Below are 18215 nucleotides of genomic sequence, written 5' to 3' on the forward strand. Positions count from 1 at the left end.
GCGTCCCCTAGGGGACTCGAACCCCTGTTACCGCCGTGAAAGGGCGGTGTCCTAGGCCACTAGACGAAGGGGACACACTACAACATTCACTCCCTGCCGCGTTTCGCTGTGTGCTTTACGCTGCAAGTGGCGCGCATTCTATGGATGGATTGAGAGGTCGTCAACCCCCTGATATAAATTTATTTAAATCAATGACTTCGACCTGCTTTCCGGGCCGCGTAAGGCTTTTCCGTCGTCTGAATCCTGACGCCTATATTCCGCCACTCGCCAAGGCGTTATAGTCCGCCGTACGGTGATGGCAATCTGCACATCAAGCGCCAGCATTCATATAAGCAGGACGCGGCCGATACAGATTGCAGCAGCCGATCCAACCCGTCGAGCGGCGCTAGGCGCCTAAATGCCCAGCCACTACACTCGCATGCGAACCCTATAAAGAGGTCTTACCGGTGACACCACTCATGATCACCCTGCTAGTTGTAGCCGGGATCGCAATTCTGATCGCCATTGGCTACATGAACCATGTGGTGGAAAACAACAAACTGGAGAAGGCCCGCACCAAAGTCGAACTCAACGACCGCCTGCGCCGTTGCGGCGAACTGACCGAGACCTTCCCCGGCCAATTCATGACCCCGGCGCTCAAGCTGCTGCTGACCCGACTGGAACTGAACGTCTGCCAGCGCCTGCTGAATCTGGAGAAAACCAGTGCGACCACCAAGGCACGCATCAGCGAACTGAGCGCACTGGTCGCCCAGGGCGAATCGATACCGGTCAACAATCCACCAGCACCGATCATGACCGAAGCCAAAGCCAAAGACGTGCGCTTCCTGCTCGAAGCCCTCCACGGCCAAATCACCCGCGCCGCCCACGACGGCTTCCTGCCCCCGAACGAAGCCAAGCACTGGGTCCGTGAAGTCCGGCATATTCTGGTGCTGCTGCACATCGAATTCTTCAACAACCTCGGCCAGCAATCCCTGCAACAAAACCAGCCCGGCCAGGCTCGCCTCGCCTTCGAACGCGGCGTGCAATACCTGCGCAAACAACAGGATCCGCAGATCTACGCCGAACAACTGCAATACCTGGAAAAACTGCTGGCCCGCGCCAATGCCCAGGTCATGGACAAAATTGCGCCGGTTGAAGGTGAAGAGAATCAACTGACTGCCGGTCTGAAAGATGTCGAAGCGGATGCGGACTGGAAGAAGAAAGTCATTTACGACTAAGCCTGCAAGCTGCCAGAAAGCCACCGCGAGGTGGCTTTTTTGTGGGCGACGGAATTGACGCAGCAGTAATCCGAAGCCGCCATCGCGAGCAGGCTCGCTCCCACAGTTGAAATGAGTACATCCGCAAAAAACAGGTCGGCTGCCAGGCCGCCTTCGCTGGCAAGCCAGCTCCCACAGGGATTGCGGGTATCCGGGATAAATGGGGCGACTGTGACGACGCCATCGCGAGCAGGCTCGCTCCTACAGTTTGGGGCGGTGTGCATCTGCAAGAAACAGGTCGGCTGTCAGGCCGCCTTCGCGAGCAAGCTCACTCCCACAAAAAAAAAAAAAAACAACGCAAACCAGTCCAGCCCCTCGCGGCGAAGCCGCCCCACTCAACACAATGAGCGTTAGCTCGAGTACCGCTCTTGATCGTGGAGCCCGTCGGAAGGCTGAGCGCAGGGATTGATCCGGGCGTGGGAGCGCAGCGACCGTTTGGCGCAGCCAAACACAGCGAGAGGAGGTGCAGCGAAGCAAACCGGAGGCGCTGCGCCCGGATCGATCCCGGAGCGAAGGAACCCCGAGCCCCAGCGAGCGGGCCGAACGTCAGGGCAAAGCCTTTTGGTTCCTTTTTGGCGTCTGAAAAAGGGACTCGCCGTAAGGGCGAAACCGCCAGCCGCAACACCGCAAAAACGGATATTCACCCAAAACCCCAAGAGCCTGGTCGGCCCAAAGGCCGCCAAGTCAAAGCCGAAAATGCCCAACCATGGATTTCAACTCAACCCCCAACTGCGCCAGCTCAACGCTGGAAGCCGCATTCCCGCGCATCGCCACAGAAGAATGATCCGCACTCGCCCGAATACTGGTGACACTGCGATTGATCTCCTCGGCCACCGAACTCTGCTCCTCCGCCGCCGCAGCAATCTGCTGATTCATCTGCTGAATCAACGACACCGCCGCCGCAATGCTGCCCAGCGCACTCTCGGTCTGCAAGGCATCGCTGACCGCCAGCTTCACCAACTCGCCACTGCTGCGAATCTGCTGCACCGACGACTGCGCCGCCGCGCGCAAGGCACTGACCAGTCGCTCGATCTCCTCGGTCGACTGCTGCGTGCGCCGTGCCAGCGCGCGAACCTCATCAGCCACCACGGCAAAACCCCTGCCCTGCTCCCCGGCCCGAGCCGCCTCAATCGCCGCGTTCAACGCCAGCAGGTTGGTCTGCTCAGCGACACTCTTGATCACTCCAAGCACCGTACCGATATTCTGGATTTCGGCGCTGAGGCTTTCGATACTGGAACTGGCCGAGGTGGCCGAATCGGCCAATTGCTCAATACGCTCCATGCTTTGCCGCACCACCTGCTGACCGCTCTCGACCTTGCCCTCGGCGGTCTGTGCAGCCTGCGCCGCTTCTTCGGCGTTGCGTGCAACGTCATGCACGGTCGCGGTCATCTGATTCATGGCCGTAGCCACCTGCTCGGTTTCTTCCTTCTGACTGCTGACTTCCAGATTGGTCTGCTCGGTGACCGCCGACAGCGATTGCGCCGAACCGGCCAGGCGCTCGATACCCGCCTGCAAGCCGCTGACAATCGTGCCCAGACCCGCGCCCATCTGCTGCATCGCCAACATCAATTGGCCCATCTCATCACGGCGGTTCACCTCAACCGTCGCCGTCAGATCCCCGGCCGCGATCTGCTGCGCCACCGCAATCACATGGCGCAATGGCGCGACGATCAAGCGTGTGATGACCCATGCAGCGATCAACCCGACCAACAGCGCCAGTGCCGAGGAAGCGATGATCAGCAGGGTGTTTTTCTTCAGCTCGGCCTGCATGGCGGCATCCTCGGCGACATAGGCCTGATTCACCCGGTCCACCACTTGCGCGGCACGCTGATGCAGTTGTGTGTAAACCGTTTTTTCCTGTGCCAGCAAACCGGTGTATTCCGCCAGTTTGTCGTTGAATCCGGCAATGTGTCCCGACACTTCATTGAGCACGGTCAGATAGCCCTCATCCTTGACCGTGCTTTTCAGCGCTTCGGCCTGCGCCTGTGCCTGAGCGGCCTGTTCGATGTTGCCTTCGCCGGCGTTATCGGCGTCGCCCTTGCGGCTCTGATCGAGACGGACATGCGCTTCGTTCATCGCTTGCAGCATCAGCCGCGATACCTGGCTGACCTGATTCGCCTGCTCGATGAACTGGGCGCCGTCCTTGCCCTCGGTGTCTTTCAAGGTATAGGCACCATCATCGGCCAGCCCGGCTTGCAGCACATCGAGATTGTTGGCCACGCTGGACACCGACCAACTGGCCATTTCCAACGCCAGGTCCTTGGCCTGGCTCAGCGAGACGAACTCGTCAAACGCCTTGCGATAGGCCCCCAGTGCTTGCTCGACATCAGTCATCACCGGCACATTGGCCGGCGTTTGCGCCTTGAGTTCACCGGCCAGGGCCACCAGTCCGTCCACGCCTTCACGCAAGGCGTCGGCGGTTTTCGGGCTGCCGCGCAAGGCATATTCCTGTTCGAGCAGGCGCACCTTGAGCAAACCGCTATTGAGCGACGACATTTGCTTCAGCCCGTCGAAACGCAGGCTGATGGTTTGCAGGGACCAGACGCCAATGGCTGCCACCAGTGCGGTCAGCAGTAACACCAGCACAAAGCCGATACCCAGTTTGGTTGCCATACCGAGGTTGGCGAAACGTCCTTGCACGGCGGAAATCATTGCGCGTAGTCCCCAGCCAAAGTGTATTGCCGAAGATTCGCAACGGGCTTGAAACAGCACAAGTCTCTGGCGTCGGAATAATGGCAAAAAGCTACGCCCGCGTCGTTTTCAGAACGCTTGAGGTCGATCCACAGCGGTACTGCGAAAGAATTGTCGGGCGCGCGGGTCACAGGCGTAGGCCACATTGATGCGATGCCAATCACCGGTTTCGCCACTGGTGCTGTAGGCGTCAGCGGCTGACAGCACGACACCGCAGCGTTGAGCCTGTCGGCGCACGGCTTCCTGGTCGTTCATCCGCGAGCGCGCCCAAATGAACAACCCGCCAACCGGTTTAGCGAAAATCTCCCACTCGGCGTCTTCCAGCGCCTGCAAGGCCGCGGCGCGATCGGCATTCAGGCGCTGGCGCTGGCGCTGCACCAGTTTTCGGTAAGCGCCCGTTGCCATCAGGCTGGCCAATACCGCTTCGCAAAACCTTGAGCAGCCCAGGCCACTGATCATCTTGACCTGAGCCAGCCGCGTGACCAGTTCGCTCTCGGCAACGACAAAGCCGACCCGCAAGGAGCTGCTCAGGGTCTTGGAGAAGCTGCCGACGTAAATCACTCGTCCATCGTCGTCCAGCGCCGCCAGACGCACGCCATTACCGGTGTGCCAATCGGCGTAGACGTCATCTTCGATCACCCGCAAATCGTAAGTCTTGCTCAATTGCAGAATGTGCTGGGCCACGGCAGGCGTGAGGCAACTGCCGGTGGGATTGTGGTGGTGGCTGTTGATGAAGAGCGCGCTGGGTTGATACTGACGCAATAAAGCTTCGAGCATGTCGAGGTCCGGCCCGCTCGGCGTACGCCGGACCTCAAGCATGCGCACCCCATGCAACCGCAGCAGCTCGAACAGCGGCGCATAGCCGGGGGTTTCGACTACCACGCAATCACCGGCATTGAACAAGGTGCGCACGATCAGGTCGAGTGCGTGACTGGCGCCGCCAGTGCTCAACAGCTGCGTGCTGCGCGCCTCGATATTCAAGGTCTTGAGGCGTTTGGCAATTTGTTCGCGCAATGCGGGCAGGCCCAAAGGCGAACTGTAGTTGAACAGACTGGCCATATCGGTACGCGCCACTTCACGCAGTGCATAGCTGAGGTCGTCGGGCTCGCGCCAGCTCTGCGGCAAGCCGCCGGCGCCCAGTTTCAACCCGCCTGCCACTGCGCAGACGGCATCGCACCAGGCGTGTCGCCCAAGGAAAGGCGCCAGCTCTTCATCGGCGTTGAGCGTCGATGGCGATGCCGCCACGACAAACCCCGCGCCCTGCCGTGCCGTCAAAACCCCCTGCGATACCAGACGCTCGCACGCTTCCACCACACATGACTGGCTAAGCAGATTGCCTCGGGCGATTTGCCGAACGGAGGGCAGACGAGTGGCCGGCGGGACACCGCTCTGCAGGATCCAGTCAGTCAGCCCGTCCACAATCTGCTGTACGACCGGCACCATTGCCTGTCGGTCAATTCTCAATTCCATGAGCGCGCAAACTCCTGTCCGTTTTGCTGGGCGCAGTAAATCACAGCCACGCCGTACAGGCTGTGCGACAACGCCGCCAAAAGCGACCGTTCTAACTATTTGATACACATTGTTTAACGGATCATGGAACCTGGCAGGAACAAAAGACCCGCACGAATGCGGGTTCTGTATAGCAGCGTCGCTCAGAACGCGGTGACACCGCCATCCACCGCCAGCGAATGCCCCGTGGTGAAGGCTGCGCCATCGCTGCACAAGTACAGCACCGCGCTGGCGATTTCTTCGACCTTGCCGATGCGGCCGACCGGGTGCATCGCATTGGCGAATTCGCCTTTTTTCGGATCAGCCTCGTAGGCGCGGCGAAACATGTCGGTGTCGATCACGGCCGGGCACACGGCGTTGACACGGATTTTCTTCTTCGCATATTCAATCGCCGCCGATTTGGTCAGGCCGATCACTGCGTGCTTCGACGCCGCGTAAATACTCATCTTCGGCGCCGCGCCCAATCCGGCAACCGACGCCGTGTTGACGATCGCCCCGCCGCCCTGAGCCAGCAGCAACGGCAGTTGATACTTCATGCACAGCCAGACGCCTTTGACGTTGACGCCCATGATCGCGTCGAATTCATCCATGGAGCCCTCGGCCAGTTTGCCTTTCTCGATCTCAATTCCGGCGTTGTTGAAGGCATAGTCGAGACGGCCGTAAGTATTGATGACCTCGTCCATCAGATTTTTCACTTCGCTTTCGACCGTAACGTTGCAACGCACGAAGGTCGCTTCGCCACCCGCCGTACGAATCAGCGCCACGGTGCCCTCGCCCCCGGCCGCATCGAGATCGGCGACCACCACTTTCAGCCCTTCGGCAGCGAACGCCTGGGCCGTCGCGCGGCCAATCCCGTTGGCAGCACCGGTGATGACGGCAACCTGACCGGAAAACGTCATGCTCATTGTTATGTCCTCGAACGCAAAGTGGCAGGGTGAGTAGCGCCACAGCATAGCGACAGGGGATTACGCCGCGTCAGCACTATCAGAAGGCTGTTTGGGTCCTCATGCGCCACAGTGATTAACCTGTGGCGGGGACTATCACTGCACTGGATCGGAATGCATTCGCCGCATCGGCCAACCTTGCGACATCGCCGCCGAAGGACTATCAACAAGGCTTCATTCCGTTCGAGTGCCAGTCATGACCAACCAGACCAATCGCCAGTTCCTGCTCGCCAAACGCCCCGTCGGCGCCGCCACCCGCGAGACGTTCACTTTTCAGGAAGTGCCGGTCGGCGAGCCGGCGGCGGGACAGATCCTGGTCAAGAACGAATACCTGTCCCTCGACCCGGCCATGCGCGGCTGGATGAACGAAGGCAAGTCCTACATTCCGCCGGTCGCTATCGGTGAGGTCATGCGCGCGCTGGGCGTGGGAAAAGTCGTCGCGTCGAACAATCCGGGATTTGCCGTCGGCGACTACGTTAACGGCGCCCTTGGCGTTCAGGATTTTTTCCTCGGCGAGCCAAGAGGTTTCTACAAGGTCGATCCGAAACTCGCACCGTTGCCGGTGTATCTGTCAGCGCTGGGCATGACCGGTATGACCGCCTACTTCGCCCTGCTGGATGTCGGCGCGCCCAAGGCTGGCGACACTGTGGTGTTGTCCGGCGCGGCCGGCGCGGTGGGCAGCATTGCCGGCCAGATTGCCAAGATCAAGGGCTGCCGCGTGGTCGGCATCGCGGGGGGCGCCGACAAGTGCAAATTCCTCATCGACGAGCTGGGTTTCGACGGCGCCATCGACTACAAATCCGAAGAGGTCGTGGCCGGCCTTAAACGCGAATGCCCGAAAGGTGTCGACGTGTACTTCGATAACGTTGGCGGCGATATTCTCGACGCGGTCCTCAGCCGCCTGAACATGAAAGCACGGGTTGTAATCTGCGGTGCGATCAGCCAGTACAACAATAAAGAGGCGGTCAAAGGCCCGGCCAACTACCTGTCACTGCTGGTCAACCGTGCGCGCATGGAAGGTTTTGTGGTGATGGACTATGCCGCGCAATTCGCCAGTGCCGCACAGGAAATGGCCGGCTGGATGGCCAAGGGGCAGCTCAAGAGCAAAGAACACATCGTCGAAGGCTTGGAGACCTTTCCGGAGACGCTGATGAAACTGTTCAGCGGCGAGAACTTTGGCAAGTTGGTGTTGAAAATCTAAAACCACCGCGGACCAAATGTAGGAGTGAGCCTGCTCGCGATAGCGGTGTGTCAGCCAACATTAACGTTGTTTGACGCACCGCGATCGCGGTGCGTCAAACAACGTTAATGTTGGCTGACACACCGCTATCGCGAGCAGGCTCACTCCTACATTGTTTTGCGGTGTTACTCAGGCGATTTCGGCTACAACCGCAGCCAATGCCTTGGCCGGATCCGCCGCCTGGCTGATCGGACGGCCGATCACCAGATAATCGGAACCGGCATCCAGCGCCTGACGCGGGGTCAGAATACGGCGCTGATCGTCCTGCGCGCTGCCCGCCGGACGAATCCCCGGGGTTACCAGTTGCAACGACGGGTGCGCGGTTTTCAGCGCCTGGGCTTCCAGCGCCGAACACACCAGACCGTCCATCCCGGCCTTCTCGGCCAGTGCCGCCAGCCGCAGCACCTGCTCCTGCGGCTCGATGTCCAGACCGATACCGGCCAGATCTTCGCGCTCCATGGAGGTCAGCACGGTCACGCCGATCAGCAGCGGTTGCGGGCCGCTGCGCTTGTCCAGTTCTTCACGGCAGGCGGCCATCATGCGCAGGCCACCGGAGCAATGGACGTTGACCATCCACACGCCCATTTCCGCGGCGGCTTTCACGGCCATCGCCGTGGTGTTGGGAATGTCGTGGAATTTCAAATCGAGAAAGACTTCAAAGCCCTTGTCACGCAGGGTGCCGACGATTTCCGCGGCACAACTGGTGAACAGTTCCTTGCCCACTTTGACCCGGCACAGCTTCGGGTCCAACTGGTCGGCCAGCTTCAGTGCGGCGTCACGGGTGGGGAAATCCAGGGCGACGATGATAGGAGTCTGGCAGGCGGACATGAATGGGCTCTCAGGCAGGTCGAAATCGGCGCGCATTGTAGCGGAACCGGCGGCGGCGCGGCACCCGATGATCGGTAAATCGTCGCGCCGACCGTGATCAGCATAGCGCCCGCTGCTATTGTGTCGACTCCGATACACAGCCGACATCTGATCAACAAGCGTCGGCGCTAGCCTCGCCAGCCGCAATACGCCCTTACATCAGCACTTCCCGCCTCTTGGGTGGACGCCTATGCTGAAACCACAACCTCGCGGCCCATCTTTGTGGTTGGCGGCCTACTGGCAGATGAACATCCCATGCACAACAACCCTGCGACTGCGACGGACGAGCCGAAAGACGACAAGCGCTGGAGCATCCGCGCACTGATCGTCGACGACGACGTGCCGATCCGCGAGCTGATGATCGACTACCTCGCCCGCTTCAACATCCACGCCAGCGGCGTCACCGACGGCGCAGCGATGCGTCAGGCCATGCAGGCCGAGCGCTACGACGTGGTCGTCCTCGACCTGATGCTGCCCGGCGAAGACGGCTTGTCGCTGTGCCGCTGGCTGCGCGCCGAATCGGACATCCCGATCCTGATGCTCACCGCACGTTGCGAACCGACCGACCGCATCATCGGCCTGGAACTGGGCGCCGATGACTACATGGCCAAACCGTTCGAACCGCGCGAACTGGTCGCACGCATCCAGACCATTCTGCGCCGGGTGCGCGATGACCGCAGCGAACAGCGCTCGAACATCCGGTTCGACAACTGGCGCCTGAACAGCGTGCTGCGCCAACTGGTGGCCGACGATGGCCTTGTGGTCCCGCTGTCCAACGCCGAATTTCGCTTGCTCTGGGTCTTCATCGAACGCCCGCGCCGAGTGCTGAGCCGCGAGCAACTGCTCGATGCCGCCCGTGGCCGCTCGATCGAAGCGTTCGACCGCAGTATCGATTTGCTGGTCTCGCGCTTGCGGCAGAAACTGGGCGACGACCCGAAAGCTCCGCACCTGATCAAGACCGTACGCGGTGAGGGTTACCTGTTCGACGCGCGGGACATCGGCTGATGCGGCTGCGCCTGGACACGCTGTTCGGCCGCCTGTTTGGCGTGCTGTTTGTCGCCATCGTCCTGGCGCATCTGCTGGCGTTCACCTGGTTCAAGCTCTACGGCCCGCCCCCGCCGCCGCCCTCTGCGCCGTTTTCCCAAGGGATCGACGGGCAAGCACCCGCACACGACCCCCGCTACCCGCCACGTCCGCGTCCCTGGTTCGGTGGCCCGATCGTACCGCTGACTTTCCAGTTCATCACCTTGATGATCGCGGCCTGGTATGGCGCCAAACTGCTCAGCCGCCCGATCCAGCGTTTGAGCGACGCCGCCGAACGCCTCAGCGAAGACCTCGACAGCCCGCCACTCGACGAATCCGGGCCACGGGAAGCGCGGCAAGCGGCGTACACCTTCAACCTGATGCAACAGCGCATTCGCGAACAGGTACAACAACGCGCACGCATGCTCGGCGCCGTCTCCCACGATTTGCGCACACCGCTGTCACGCCTGAAACTGCGCCTGGAAAACATCAGCGACGACAAACTGCAAAGCCAGATGCGCCAGGACCTCGACGACATGATCGACATGCTCGATGCCACCCTGACGTATCTGCACGAACAGCGCACCAGCGAAGCACTGCAGTTGATGGACGTGCAGGCACTGGTCGAATCACTGTGCGAAAACGCCCAGGACCAAGGCGCGGACGTTCAAGTCAGCGGCCATTGCCATCCCTTGCCAGTGCAACCGATGGCGCTGCGCTCGTGTATCAACAACCTGTTGGACAACGCCCTGCGCTATGCCGGGCAGGCGAGAATCGAACTGCAAGACCTGCCCGGGCAACTGCTGATCCGCGTGATCGACCACGGCCCGGGGATTGCCGAGGACAAGCGCGAGGCCGTTTTCGAACCGTTTTATCGGCTGGAAGGTTCGCGCAACCGCAACTCAGGAGGGGTGGGCCTGGGCATGACCATTGCCCAAGAGGCGGCGCAGCGGCTGGGTGGGCAACTGAATCTGGAAGAAACTCTGGGCGGCGGGTTGACCGCCATTGTTCGCCTGCCACGGGGCTGAGCCTCACCCAGTCATGTGAGAGCGAGCCTGCTCGCGAAGGCATCGGTTGATTCAATATCTCTGTGGGGTTTGACGGCCTCTTCGCGAGCAGGCTCGCTCCCACACTTGAAATGAGTACATCTGCAAGAGACAGGTCGGCTGTCAGGCCGTTTTCGCTGGCAAGCCAGCTGCCACAGGGACTGTGTTTATCTTCGAAGCAAATGGTGTCTGTACCGGCGCTATCGCGAGCAGGCTCACTCCTACAGTTTGGAGCGGTGTACATCTGCAAGAGGCAGGTCGGCTGTCAGGCCGCCTTCGCGAGCAGGCCCCCACAGAAAAGCAAAAGCAAAGCAACCGCGTTAGCTCCCAACCACTCAACACAATGAGCGTTAGCTCGAGTACCGCTTTTGCCTCTCACCACTCAACACAATGAGCGTTAGCTCGAGTAAGGCTTTTGATCTTGATGCACGGCGCCCGTCGGAAGGCTGAGCGGAGGGATTGATCCGGGGGTGGGAGCGCAGCGACCGTTTGGCGCAGCCAAACACAGCGAGAGGAGGTGCAGCGAAGCAAACCGGAGACGCTGCGCCCGGATCGATCCCGCAGCGAAGGCACCCCGAGCCACAGCGAGGGGCCGCACGTCAGGGCAAAAGGCCTTTGGTTACTTTGGGCCCCCAAAGTCACCCGCCGTAAGGGCGGAACCCTGAGTAGCCGCTACCGCAGCAACGGATATGTACCCCCAAAAAACCCAAAGCCTGGCCGGCCCAAAGGCCGCCAAGCCCTAAACCACCCGAGCCTGACTCTTGCTCCAGTCGGTCAACAGACTATAAGCCACCGCCAACAACGTAGGCCCGATAAACAACCCGATAAACCCAAACGCAATCAACCCGCCAAACACCCCGAGCAACACAATCACCAGCGGCAGATTCCCCCCGCGGCTGATCAGATACGGCTTGAGCACATTGTCCACGCCACTGATGATGAACGTCCCCCAGATCCCGAGAAACACCGCCATCCCGTACTCGCCCTTCCACGCCAGCCAGGCGGTGGCCGGAACCCACACCAGCGGCGGCCCCATCGGAATCAGACTCAACAGAAACGTCACGATCCCCAGTACCAGCGCCCCCGGCACCCCGGCAATAAAAAAGCCGATCAACGCCAGCACCGCTTGCGCAGCCGCAGTCCCGATCACGCCATTGACCACCCGCTGCACCGTACCGGCCACCAACTCGATGTAGTACCCGGCACGATCACCGATCAGCCGTTCGAGCAGGCTGTGCACGAACGCCGCCAGCCGCGGCCCATCACGGTAGAAAAAGAACACGAAGACGATACTCAGCGTCAGCTCGAGAATCCCGCCGCCAATCTGCGCACTGCGCGCCAGCAACCAATTACCGACCTGACCCAGATAGGGTTTGATCGAGACCATCAACGCCGCGCCCTGTTGATCGATGCTGTCCCACATGCCCACCAGCCGCTCACCGACGAAAGGCACACCGCCGAGCCAGGTCGGCGCCTCCGGCAGACCGTCGACCTGCACATCCTTGATGAACGCCGTGGCATCACGGACATGATCGGCCAGGTTGAACCCCAGCCACACCAGCGGCGCCGCCACCAGCAACATCCAGCCCAGCGTCAGGATCGCCGCGGCCAGCGATTCACGGCCATTGAGCCAACGGGTCAACAGCCGCATCAGCGGCCAGCTGGCGAATGCCAGCACCGCGCCCCAGAACAGCGCCGACCAGAACGGCGCCATCACCCACAGGCTGGCACCAAACAACACCAGCAGCAGAATCTGCACCAGCAGGCGATCGTTATTGAGCATGGAGGGTCTCGAAAATAGTCAGTCAGGCCAAGAGTAGGCGAACACCTCGCCGGTGTTCGCCGATACAGCTTATCGCAACAGGTGGATGCGCAGTCCGGCGCCTTCGAGATTACCGGTTTCCATGCGTGCCGCGCGTACGCCCTGATTGATCAGCGCCTGGCGCCAGGCTTCGGCCTTGGGCCCGGAGACCGTGACCCGTAAGGTAGTGTCGAGATTGAGGCTGCGGGAAATCAAGCGTAACCAAGGCTCACCCGGCTCATCCACTCGATCGGGGAAATCCAGCTCGCCGGTACTCTTGAGCTGACGCAACAAGGTCGCCGAGGTCGGCAGCAACTCGCCCAACGGCGCGTTCGCCTCGAACTGTTCGACGTGCAGATAGGCTTTGCGATTGCCGCGCGTGATGCTGTAGAGCGCCACGAGTGTGTTGTCCCTCGGCGCCGCCAGCCTCAGCAACAGGTACGCCTGTTGCTCATCGGAACCGTACAGCTTGGCATTGCCGAATACCTCGTTGGCCCACAGGCTGCTCTCTCCGCAGTCGCGGGCCTGACACCAGAACAGCAACTCGGCATCCTGCTTTTGCAGGGCCTGGCGGGCGGCGGTGAATGCGTCGGTGGCGGAATGTTCGGGCGGCAACTCGTAGGTCACCGAAGTGGTCTGGCCACGCGCGGTCACTTGCCCGTCGAAGCGCAGTTGGCCGCTGATCTTGCGGATCGAACCCAGCGGATAGATTCTTTCCAGCTCGACGGCAGGCCGATAGTCGACGATTTGCGCATCGGCCAGACGCGGCACGATCGGCAAATCCTGACTGCCCGGCACATCCGCGGCGAACGAAAAGCAACTGATAGAACACAGCGCCAGCAGACTGAGTGAGCGCTTGGTCAGGCTCATCGGATCGCCAAGGCGTGGCAAATCGGGGGTGCAGCGGTGTAGACATCCATCGTGGTTATCTCCCATTTCAACCCGCCCAGCCTCGGCAGTTGCCCGCAGCAAGTCAAGGAATGGCGAAGAAGCGATTGAAACAGTCTGCGACAAGATCCGCGCCGGCCTCGTCGTTCAGGTGCAAATGGTGTCCGCCCGGCAGCTGTTCATGGCTAAAGGGCAGACGCTCCAGCAGTTCGGGATGCCTGGCCAGCATGCCGTCAGCCGCAACCACCAGGTGCGCCGGACAACTGACTCGAAGCGCGAACGCCATCGCCTGTTCCTCGGTCAGGCGCAGCGGCGATGGCAGGGTCAGGCGATTATCGGTGCGCCAGGTATAACCGCCGGGCACCGGCATCAGACCGCGCTGGGCCAGCAGCTCGGCCGCTTCGCGACTGACCGCCACCAGGCCTTTCATGCGCGCTTCGATCGCTCGGTCGAGTGTGGTGTAGACCGGTTTGCGTTTTTCCCGCAGATCCAGTTGGGCTTGCAGGGCCATGCCCATCCGCTCGGCAGCGTTTTCGCCTTTGTCGGTCGGTGGAATCACCCCATCGATCAGCGCCAGATGGCTGATCCGCTCCGGCAGCGATCCCGCCAGCACCATCGACACGATAGCGCCCATCGAATGCCCGAGCAGGCCGAAACGCTTCCAGCCCAGTTGCTCGGCGACCTGCAAAACGTCGTGGGCGTAATCCCACAGCGCATAGCCGGCGCCGTTCGGCCGGTGCCCGGAATGTCCGTGTCCGGCCATGTCCAGCGCAATGATGCGCAAGCCTTTGAGTTTGGGCGCAAGGCGGGCAAAACTGTTGGCGTTATCGAGCCAGCCGTGCAGGGCGATCACCGGCAAGCCGTTCTCGGGGCCGAACAAATGCGCCGCCAGTTCAATATGCGGCAAGCTCAGACGCACTTCTTCGAAGGTCGGGCTCATGCGCAATCCTGAGCCTGACGGCTTTCCCAGCGAGCGAACAGACTCTTGAGTAACCGCGCGGTGTCCTGCGGGCGCTCAAGCGGAAACATGTGCCCGCCGGGCATGCTCAGCGCCTCGCCTTGTGGCAGACGCGAAACAAAACGGGTGTGGTGACGCATCACCACACGGCTTTTGTGTCCGCGCACCACGGCCAGCGGCACCTGCAATTGCCGGGTGCGCCCGGGACTGGTGTGCGGCACGCCCCGATAAATGCTGATTTCAGTGGCCGGGTCGAAACGCAGCCGCAGCTTGTCGTCTACCCGATGCAGCCCGTGTTGCAGGTAGGCATCGAAGCATTCGGGGTCGAAACCGCGAAACAGGCTTTTGCCGGCAAAGTAACTGCGTGCGCTGTCAAGATCGGCGAACTCTTCACGACGCCCGAGCGTACGCCCGGCCGGGGTCAGCCGGTCGATGAACCCGAAGCGCTTGGCCGCACGAATCACCCATTGATCGGTGCGGGTCAGCACTGGCGAATCGAGCATCACCACCCCGCGATACAGCTCAGGACAACGCAACGCCGCGTGCAAATGGAGTACGCCACCAAAGGAATGACCGACGCCCCACACCGGTTGGTCCTGCTGCTGCAAGTGATGGATCAGTTCATCGACCAGGTTGTACCAGTTGTCATCCGCCGGAAAACGCGGGTCATGGGCGTGCTGCTGTAGATGTGCAACCCGGTACTCGGGCGCCAGCGCCGCGAACAACTTGCCATAGGTGCCCGAGGGAAAGCCGTTGGCGTGGGCGAAAAAGATCGGTTGCGACATGCGGGCAAATCCAGTGGGCGAAAACATGAGGATGATTGTCCGCAAGACCCGCGCGGACAGCAATGACCGTAACGGCCACGAATAGTGGCGATGTTGTTTTATCCATACTGACGTCAGGCCAGTCGTCGCAAACTTCGACGACCTGTAATTTCTGACAGTTGACCGCTGGCTTCCTGTGCACGATAAACGAATCAGGTCCACGAACTCGGGATGGCTGCTTCATGCACACGCATACACCGACGGTTTCCGTGATGGATTCACGTGGGCTGAACATTGCCACGGTGTCCTATTGTCGTGTAACCCCAGGTGGGCCGACCGACCCGCGTATTTATCGCCAACGCTACAACGCTGCCGGTCGACTGACTGACGCCTGCGATCCACGCCTGTATGCGCTGCAACAGCGCGAACCGGATGCCCGCCCAAACCTGAAGTTGATTTCCAGCCTCTCCGGCCGGTCCCTTTCAAGCGACAGTGTTGATGGCGCACTTCGGCTGACCTTGCCAGGCGCGGCAGGACAACGCCTCATCGAGTGGGACGGGCAGATGACGCAGACGCTGACCTTCTATGACTTGCGGCTGCGTCCCATCAGTCTCGTTGAACAGGTACTGGGCACAAGTGCCAGAAACAGCGGTTTTTTCAGTTACGGCGACAGCTCGCCATCGTGCGCAGCGCACAACCAATGCGACCGCATGATTCGCCATGATGACAGTGCTGGAAGCGAGTTTTTTCCTGAATACACCCTCAACGGTGAGCCAATCAGGTGTGTACGGCATTTTCTCAGTGAAATTAACGAGCCGGACTGGCCGCCAGCCTTGGCGGAAAGAGACCTGCTCCACGAGTCCGGGAGTGGTGCAACTACCCATGTCTGCTATAACGCCTTGGGGGAGACGATCAGCCAGCAAGACGCCATGAGCAATCAAAAGCGACTCCAACTGAACGTCGCCGGACAACTCAAGCAAATCAGTCTGAAAGTCGCGCAAGACTCGCATCCCAGACTGTTGCTGCACGACATCCAGTACAACGCGGACGATCAGGTGGTGCGCCAAGCGGCCGCCAATGGCGTGATAAGCCAGAATTCCTACGATCCACAGAGCGGTCGACTTGTTGAGATCATTGCCGGAACGGACGGGCGCCCTGCCCTGCAACATCTGCTCTATCGCTACGATCCAGTCGGCAACATCCTCAGTGTCGAGGATATGGCCCAGCCCACGCGCTTTTTTCGCAACCAGACGATCAACCCTGTTTCGTCGTTTATTTATGACAGCCTCTACCAATTGATCGGTGCCACGGGCTGGCAGCGAAGCAGCACGGTCAATGGTCCCGCGGAGCCGATCTTCAGCTCTCCACCAGATTCCGCCCAGCTCGAAAACTACCGCCAGACGTACACCTATGATGAGGCCGGCAACCTCACCACCCTGGTTCATAGTGCCGCAAGCAAGAGTTGGACGCAGCGCACGGCGATTTCCAGATACAGCAATCGCGGCATGGAACAAACGATCAGCGGCACACTGCCCGACGAACTGGAAATTGCCGCCGGCTTCGATATCAACGGCAACCGGAAAACGCTCCAGCCCGGCCAGATATTGCAGTGGAGTGCTGGCGGACGATTGCTCCAGGTCGATCAGGTCAGGCGCAAGGATGCTGCAAACGACTGCGAACGCTATGTGTACGACGGCGCGGGTCAGCGCAAGCGCAAAGTCCGCCTCGTACAAACGGCGGCGATCGTGCAACAGCATGAAACGCGCTATCTGCCAGAGCTGGAAATACGCAATAGAGCCGATGAAACCTTGCAGGTCATTTCAGTGCAGGCAGGACGTTGTGCTGTTGAAGTCCTGCACTGGGCTACCGAGGGCATGGTTGCCGATCAGTATCGCTACCAGTTCAGCAATCATCTGGGCTCGAACATGCTGGTGCTCGACGATCAGGGCAACACTATTTGTGAAGAGAACTATTTTCCCTACGGTGGCACCTCGTGGTGGGCAGGGCCCGATCAGGTACAGGCCCGTTACAAGACCCGCCGCTACGCAGGCCAGGAGCTTGATGCCACCGGCCTTTATTATTATGGCCAGCGTTTCTATGCGCCTTGGTTGATGCGCTGGATCAGCCCGGATCCGGTGGGCATCACCGATGGTATGAATCGATACTTGATGGTGCGCGGCAATCCCGTCAGGTTTGTCGACCGCCAAGGACTGACCGGATTGGATACCGCCAGGGCAGCGGGTGCGACAGCCACGCGAGAGTTTGTCAGCGCAGCTTTTGCCACTGCCGCGCAAGCGGCATTCGTGGGTTTCCTGCCGCCGGCGAACGTTGCGGTGAGCATTGGAGGTGCTTTGGCGGGTGCCGTAACGGGTGGCATAAGCGGCTATGCCGGTGCCAACTGGGCGCAAAGCTCTATGCACATCAGTTCCCCGGCAGATTGGGGACCTCTGGCTGCGAAAATCGGCGGTGCTGTAATAGGTGCGGCCCTGGGCGCCGCGCCGTCCCTGCTCGGCATGCTCGATCCACGCGGGAATGCAGCCGCGGCGGGCCAGATTGGCAGCGCCTTCGGTACCCTGTTTCGTGAAATGTCGGCGCAGTATCTGGCCAATGCCGGCCCGAGCAACCCCGCTGTGGGCCGTGTCGATCCGCTCACGGGAGCGGCCAGCGTAGCTGGCGCAGGGTTGGCAGCAGGCGCCACCGGGTTCGGCGGCTCAACGCTGTTTGGCACGGATGCAACCGGAAATGTGTTGCAGTCCGTTCTTTCCGTCTCGGCAGTCACGGCTGCCAGTGCTGCCGCTGCCTCAGTCGTGAGAGGGCTGAGGGGAACCCCGACCATCCCCTCGAATGATCGCGAACCGACCTTCAATCAGGAAAACGCCGTGGTCGGCTACAGCAGCCGTCATTTCTTTTTATCGTTGGGGCAGGTCGCCAATCTGGCTTTATCACAGATCCCTGGCTACGACACGTTGGACCCACACACCCGAACGGCGGTGAGCCGTGCAGTCGTGAGCGCGATCGGCGACATACGCTCGACGTTTGTCACGATTGCCAAGCCTGGCCTGAGCGCAGAACTGGGAAGAACTTCGTGGGACGTTGAAAAAAACGAGGTCGGTGCCGAAAGCCCACCAACCGACGTCGACCAGGTCTACTTCGTTAGCGAAACCAGTCCTGGTCAGCGAAAATATTCCCGAGCACAACTCAACTTTTAAGCAAGCTGATGCTATCGCC

The 18215-nt window shown here is 60.7% G+C and carries 13 protein-coding genes and 1 tRNA gene; 5 read left to right on the plus strand and 9 right to left on the minus strand.

The window, feature by feature from the left end:
• Window position 1: 1 nt before the first annotated feature.
• A tRNA-Glu gene (locus HU743_RS23200) sits at window positions 2-74 on the minus strand.
• A gap of 384 nt (window positions 75-458) precedes the next feature.
• On the opposite strand from HU743_RS23200, the gene HU743_RS23205 reads away from it, so the two are divergent.
• Entirely contained in the window at window positions 459-1217 is a 759-nt protein-coding gene (locus HU743_RS23205; RefSeq protein ID WP_186552579.1) for a hypothetical protein, read from the plus strand.
• Between the two features lie 723 nt (window positions 1218-1940).
• On the opposite strand, the gene HU743_RS23210 is transcribed toward HU743_RS23205, so the two are convergent.
• From HU743_RS23210 to HU743_RS23220, 3 genes are all read right to left on the minus strand, one after another.
• Window positions 1941-3908 carry a methyl-accepting chemotaxis protein gene (locus tag HU743_RS23210; RefSeq protein ID WP_186622171.1) on the minus strand — a complete coding sequence of 656 codons (1968 nt, stop codon included), beginning with the start codon at window positions 3906-3908 and terminating at the stop codon, window positions 1941-1943.
• Between the two features lie 108 nt (window positions 3909-4016).
• Window positions 4017-5417, minus strand: coding sequence for a PLP-dependent aminotransferase family protein (locus HU743_RS23215; RefSeq protein ID WP_186651446.1), 1401 nt, complete (start codon window positions 5415-5417; stop codon window positions 4017-4019).
• Window positions 5418-5599: 182 nt separating this feature from the next.
• Window positions 5600-6361 (minus strand): SDR family oxidoreductase, encoded by a 762-nt coding sequence (locus tag HU743_RS23220; RefSeq protein ID WP_186651448.1) that lies wholly within the window; start codon window positions 6359-6361, stop codon window positions 5600-5602.
• Window positions 6362-6596: 235 nt separating this feature from the next.
• Between HU743_RS23220 and HU743_RS23225 the strand changes: the two genes are divergently transcribed.
• Complete coding sequence (locus HU743_RS23225; protein ID WP_186637121.1) at window positions 6597-7601, plus strand: NADP-dependent oxidoreductase; 1005 nt, start codon at window positions 6597-6599, stop codon at window positions 7599-7601.
• A 168-nt stretch (window positions 7602-7769) separates the two neighbouring features.
• Here HU743_RS23225 and pyrF read toward each other — a convergent pair whose 3' ends face one another.
• A complete protein-coding gene (gene pyrF / locus HU743_RS23230; RefSeq protein WP_186552574.1) occupies window positions 7770-8468 on the minus strand; it encodes an orotidine-5'-phosphate decarboxylase in 699 nt (232 codons plus the stop codon).
• A 294-nt stretch (window positions 8469-8762) separates the two neighbouring features.
• Between pyrF and HU743_RS23235 the strand changes: the two genes are divergently transcribed.
• Window positions 8763-9512 carry a response regulator transcription factor gene (locus tag HU743_RS23235; RefSeq protein WP_186552573.1) on the plus strand — a complete coding sequence of 250 codons (750 nt, stop codon included), beginning with the start codon at window positions 8763-8765 and terminating at the stop codon, window positions 9510-9512.
• Window positions 9512-10558 carry a HAMP domain-containing sensor histidine kinase gene (locus tag HU743_RS23240; RefSeq protein ID WP_186651449.1) on the plus strand — a complete coding sequence of 349 codons (1047 nt, stop codon included), beginning with the start codon at window positions 9512-9514 and terminating at the stop codon, window positions 10556-10558. Before HU743_RS23235 ends, HU743_RS23240 begins: the two co-directional genes overlap by 1 nt.
• 757 nt (window positions 10559-11315) lie before the next feature.
• On the opposite strand, the gene HU743_RS23245 is transcribed toward HU743_RS23240, so the two are convergent.
• The 4 genes from HU743_RS23245 to HU743_RS23260 all read right to left on the minus strand — a co-directional run bounded on the left by HU743_RS23245 (window position 11316) and on the right by HU743_RS23260 (window position 15008).
• Window positions 11316-12359, minus strand: coding sequence for an AI-2E family transporter (locus HU743_RS23245; protein ID WP_186551752.1), 1044 nt, complete (start codon window positions 12357-12359; stop codon window positions 11316-11318).
• Window positions 12360-12428: 69 nt separating this feature from the next.
• Window positions 12429-13247: a DUF4892 domain-containing protein gene (locus HU743_RS23250; RefSeq protein WP_186651451.1), complete on the minus strand. Its 819-nt coding sequence runs from the start codon at window positions 13245-13247 to the stop codon at window positions 12429-12431.
• 103 nt (window positions 13248-13350) lie between these two features.
• On the minus strand, window positions 13351-14205 hold the full coding sequence (locus HU743_RS23255) for an alpha/beta hydrolase (RefSeq protein WP_186651453.1): 855 nt from the start codon (window positions 14203-14205) through the stop codon (window positions 13351-13353).
• Window positions 14202-15008 (minus strand): alpha/beta hydrolase, encoded by an 807-nt coding sequence (locus HU743_RS23260; RefSeq protein WP_186551749.1) that lies wholly within the window; start codon window positions 15006-15008, stop codon window positions 14202-14204. Before HU743_RS23260 ends, HU743_RS23255 begins: the two co-directional genes overlap by 4 nt.
• A 221-nt stretch (window positions 15009-15229) precedes the next feature.
• Between HU743_RS23260 and HU743_RS23265 the strand changes: the two genes are divergently transcribed.
• Window positions 15230-18196: an RHS repeat-associated core domain-containing protein gene (locus HU743_RS23265; RefSeq protein ID WP_186651455.1), complete on the plus strand. Its 2967-nt coding sequence runs from the start codon at window positions 15230-15232 to the stop codon at window positions 18194-18196.
• Window positions 18197-18215: the final 19 nt, after the last annotated feature.

Origin of the sequence: Pseudomonas sp. SWRI99 (assembly GCF_014270125.1) — a bacterium.
Classification (GTDB): Bacteria; Pseudomonadota; Gammaproteobacteria; order Pseudomonadales; family Pseudomonadaceae; genus Aquipseudomonas; species Aquipseudomonas hamedanensis.

Excerpts from the sequence above, each read along its gene's own strand:
- HU743_RS23205 (WP_186552579.1), top strand. The coding sequence starts at position 459 with ATGATCACCCTGCTAGTTGTAGCCGGGATCGCAATTCTGATCGCCATT.
- HU743_RS23210 (WP_186622171.1), bottom strand. The coding sequence starts at position 3,908 with ATGATTTCCGCCGTGCAAGGACGTTTCGCCAACCTCGGTATGGCAACC.
- HU743_RS23215 (WP_186651446.1), bottom strand. The coding sequence starts at position 5,417 with ATGGAATTGAGAATTGACCGACAGGCAATGGTGCCGGTCGTACAGCAG.
- HU743_RS23220 (WP_186651448.1), bottom strand. The coding sequence starts at position 6,361 with ATGAGCATGACGTTTTCCGGTCAGGTTGCCGTCATCACCGGTGCTGCC.
- HU743_RS23225 (WP_186637121.1), top strand. The coding sequence starts at position 6,597 with ATGACCAACCAGACCAATCGCCAGTTCCTGCTCGCCAAACGCCCCGTC.
- pyrF (WP_186552574.1), bottom strand. The coding sequence starts at position 8,468 with ATGTCCGCCTGCCAGACTCCTATCATCGTCGCCCTGGATTTCCCCACC.
- HU743_RS23235 (WP_186552573.1), top strand. The coding sequence starts at position 8,763 with ATGCACAACAACCCTGCGACTGCGACGGACGAGCCGAAAGACGACAAG.
- HU743_RS23240 (WP_186651449.1), top strand. The coding sequence starts at position 9,512 with ATGCGGCTGCGCCTGGACACGCTGTTCGGCCGCCTGTTTGGCGTGCTG.
- HU743_RS23245 (WP_186551752.1), bottom strand. The coding sequence starts at position 12,359 with ATGCTCAATAACGATCGCCTGCTGGTGCAGATTCTGCTGCTGGTGTTG.
- HU743_RS23250 (WP_186651451.1), bottom strand. The coding sequence starts at position 13,247 with ATGAGCCTGACCAAGCGCTCACTCAGTCTGCTGGCGCTGTGTTCTATC.
- HU743_RS23255 (WP_186651453.1), bottom strand. The coding sequence starts at position 14,205 with ATGAGCCCGACCTTCGAAGAAGTGCGTCTGAGCTTGCCGCATATTGAA.
- HU743_RS23260 (WP_186551749.1), bottom strand. The coding sequence starts at position 15,008 with ATGTCGCAACCGATCTTTTTCGCCCACGCCAACGGCTTTCCCTCGGGC.
- HU743_RS23265 (WP_186651455.1), top strand. The coding sequence starts at position 15,230 with ATGCACACGCATACACCGACGGTTTCCGTGATGGATTCACGTGGGCTG.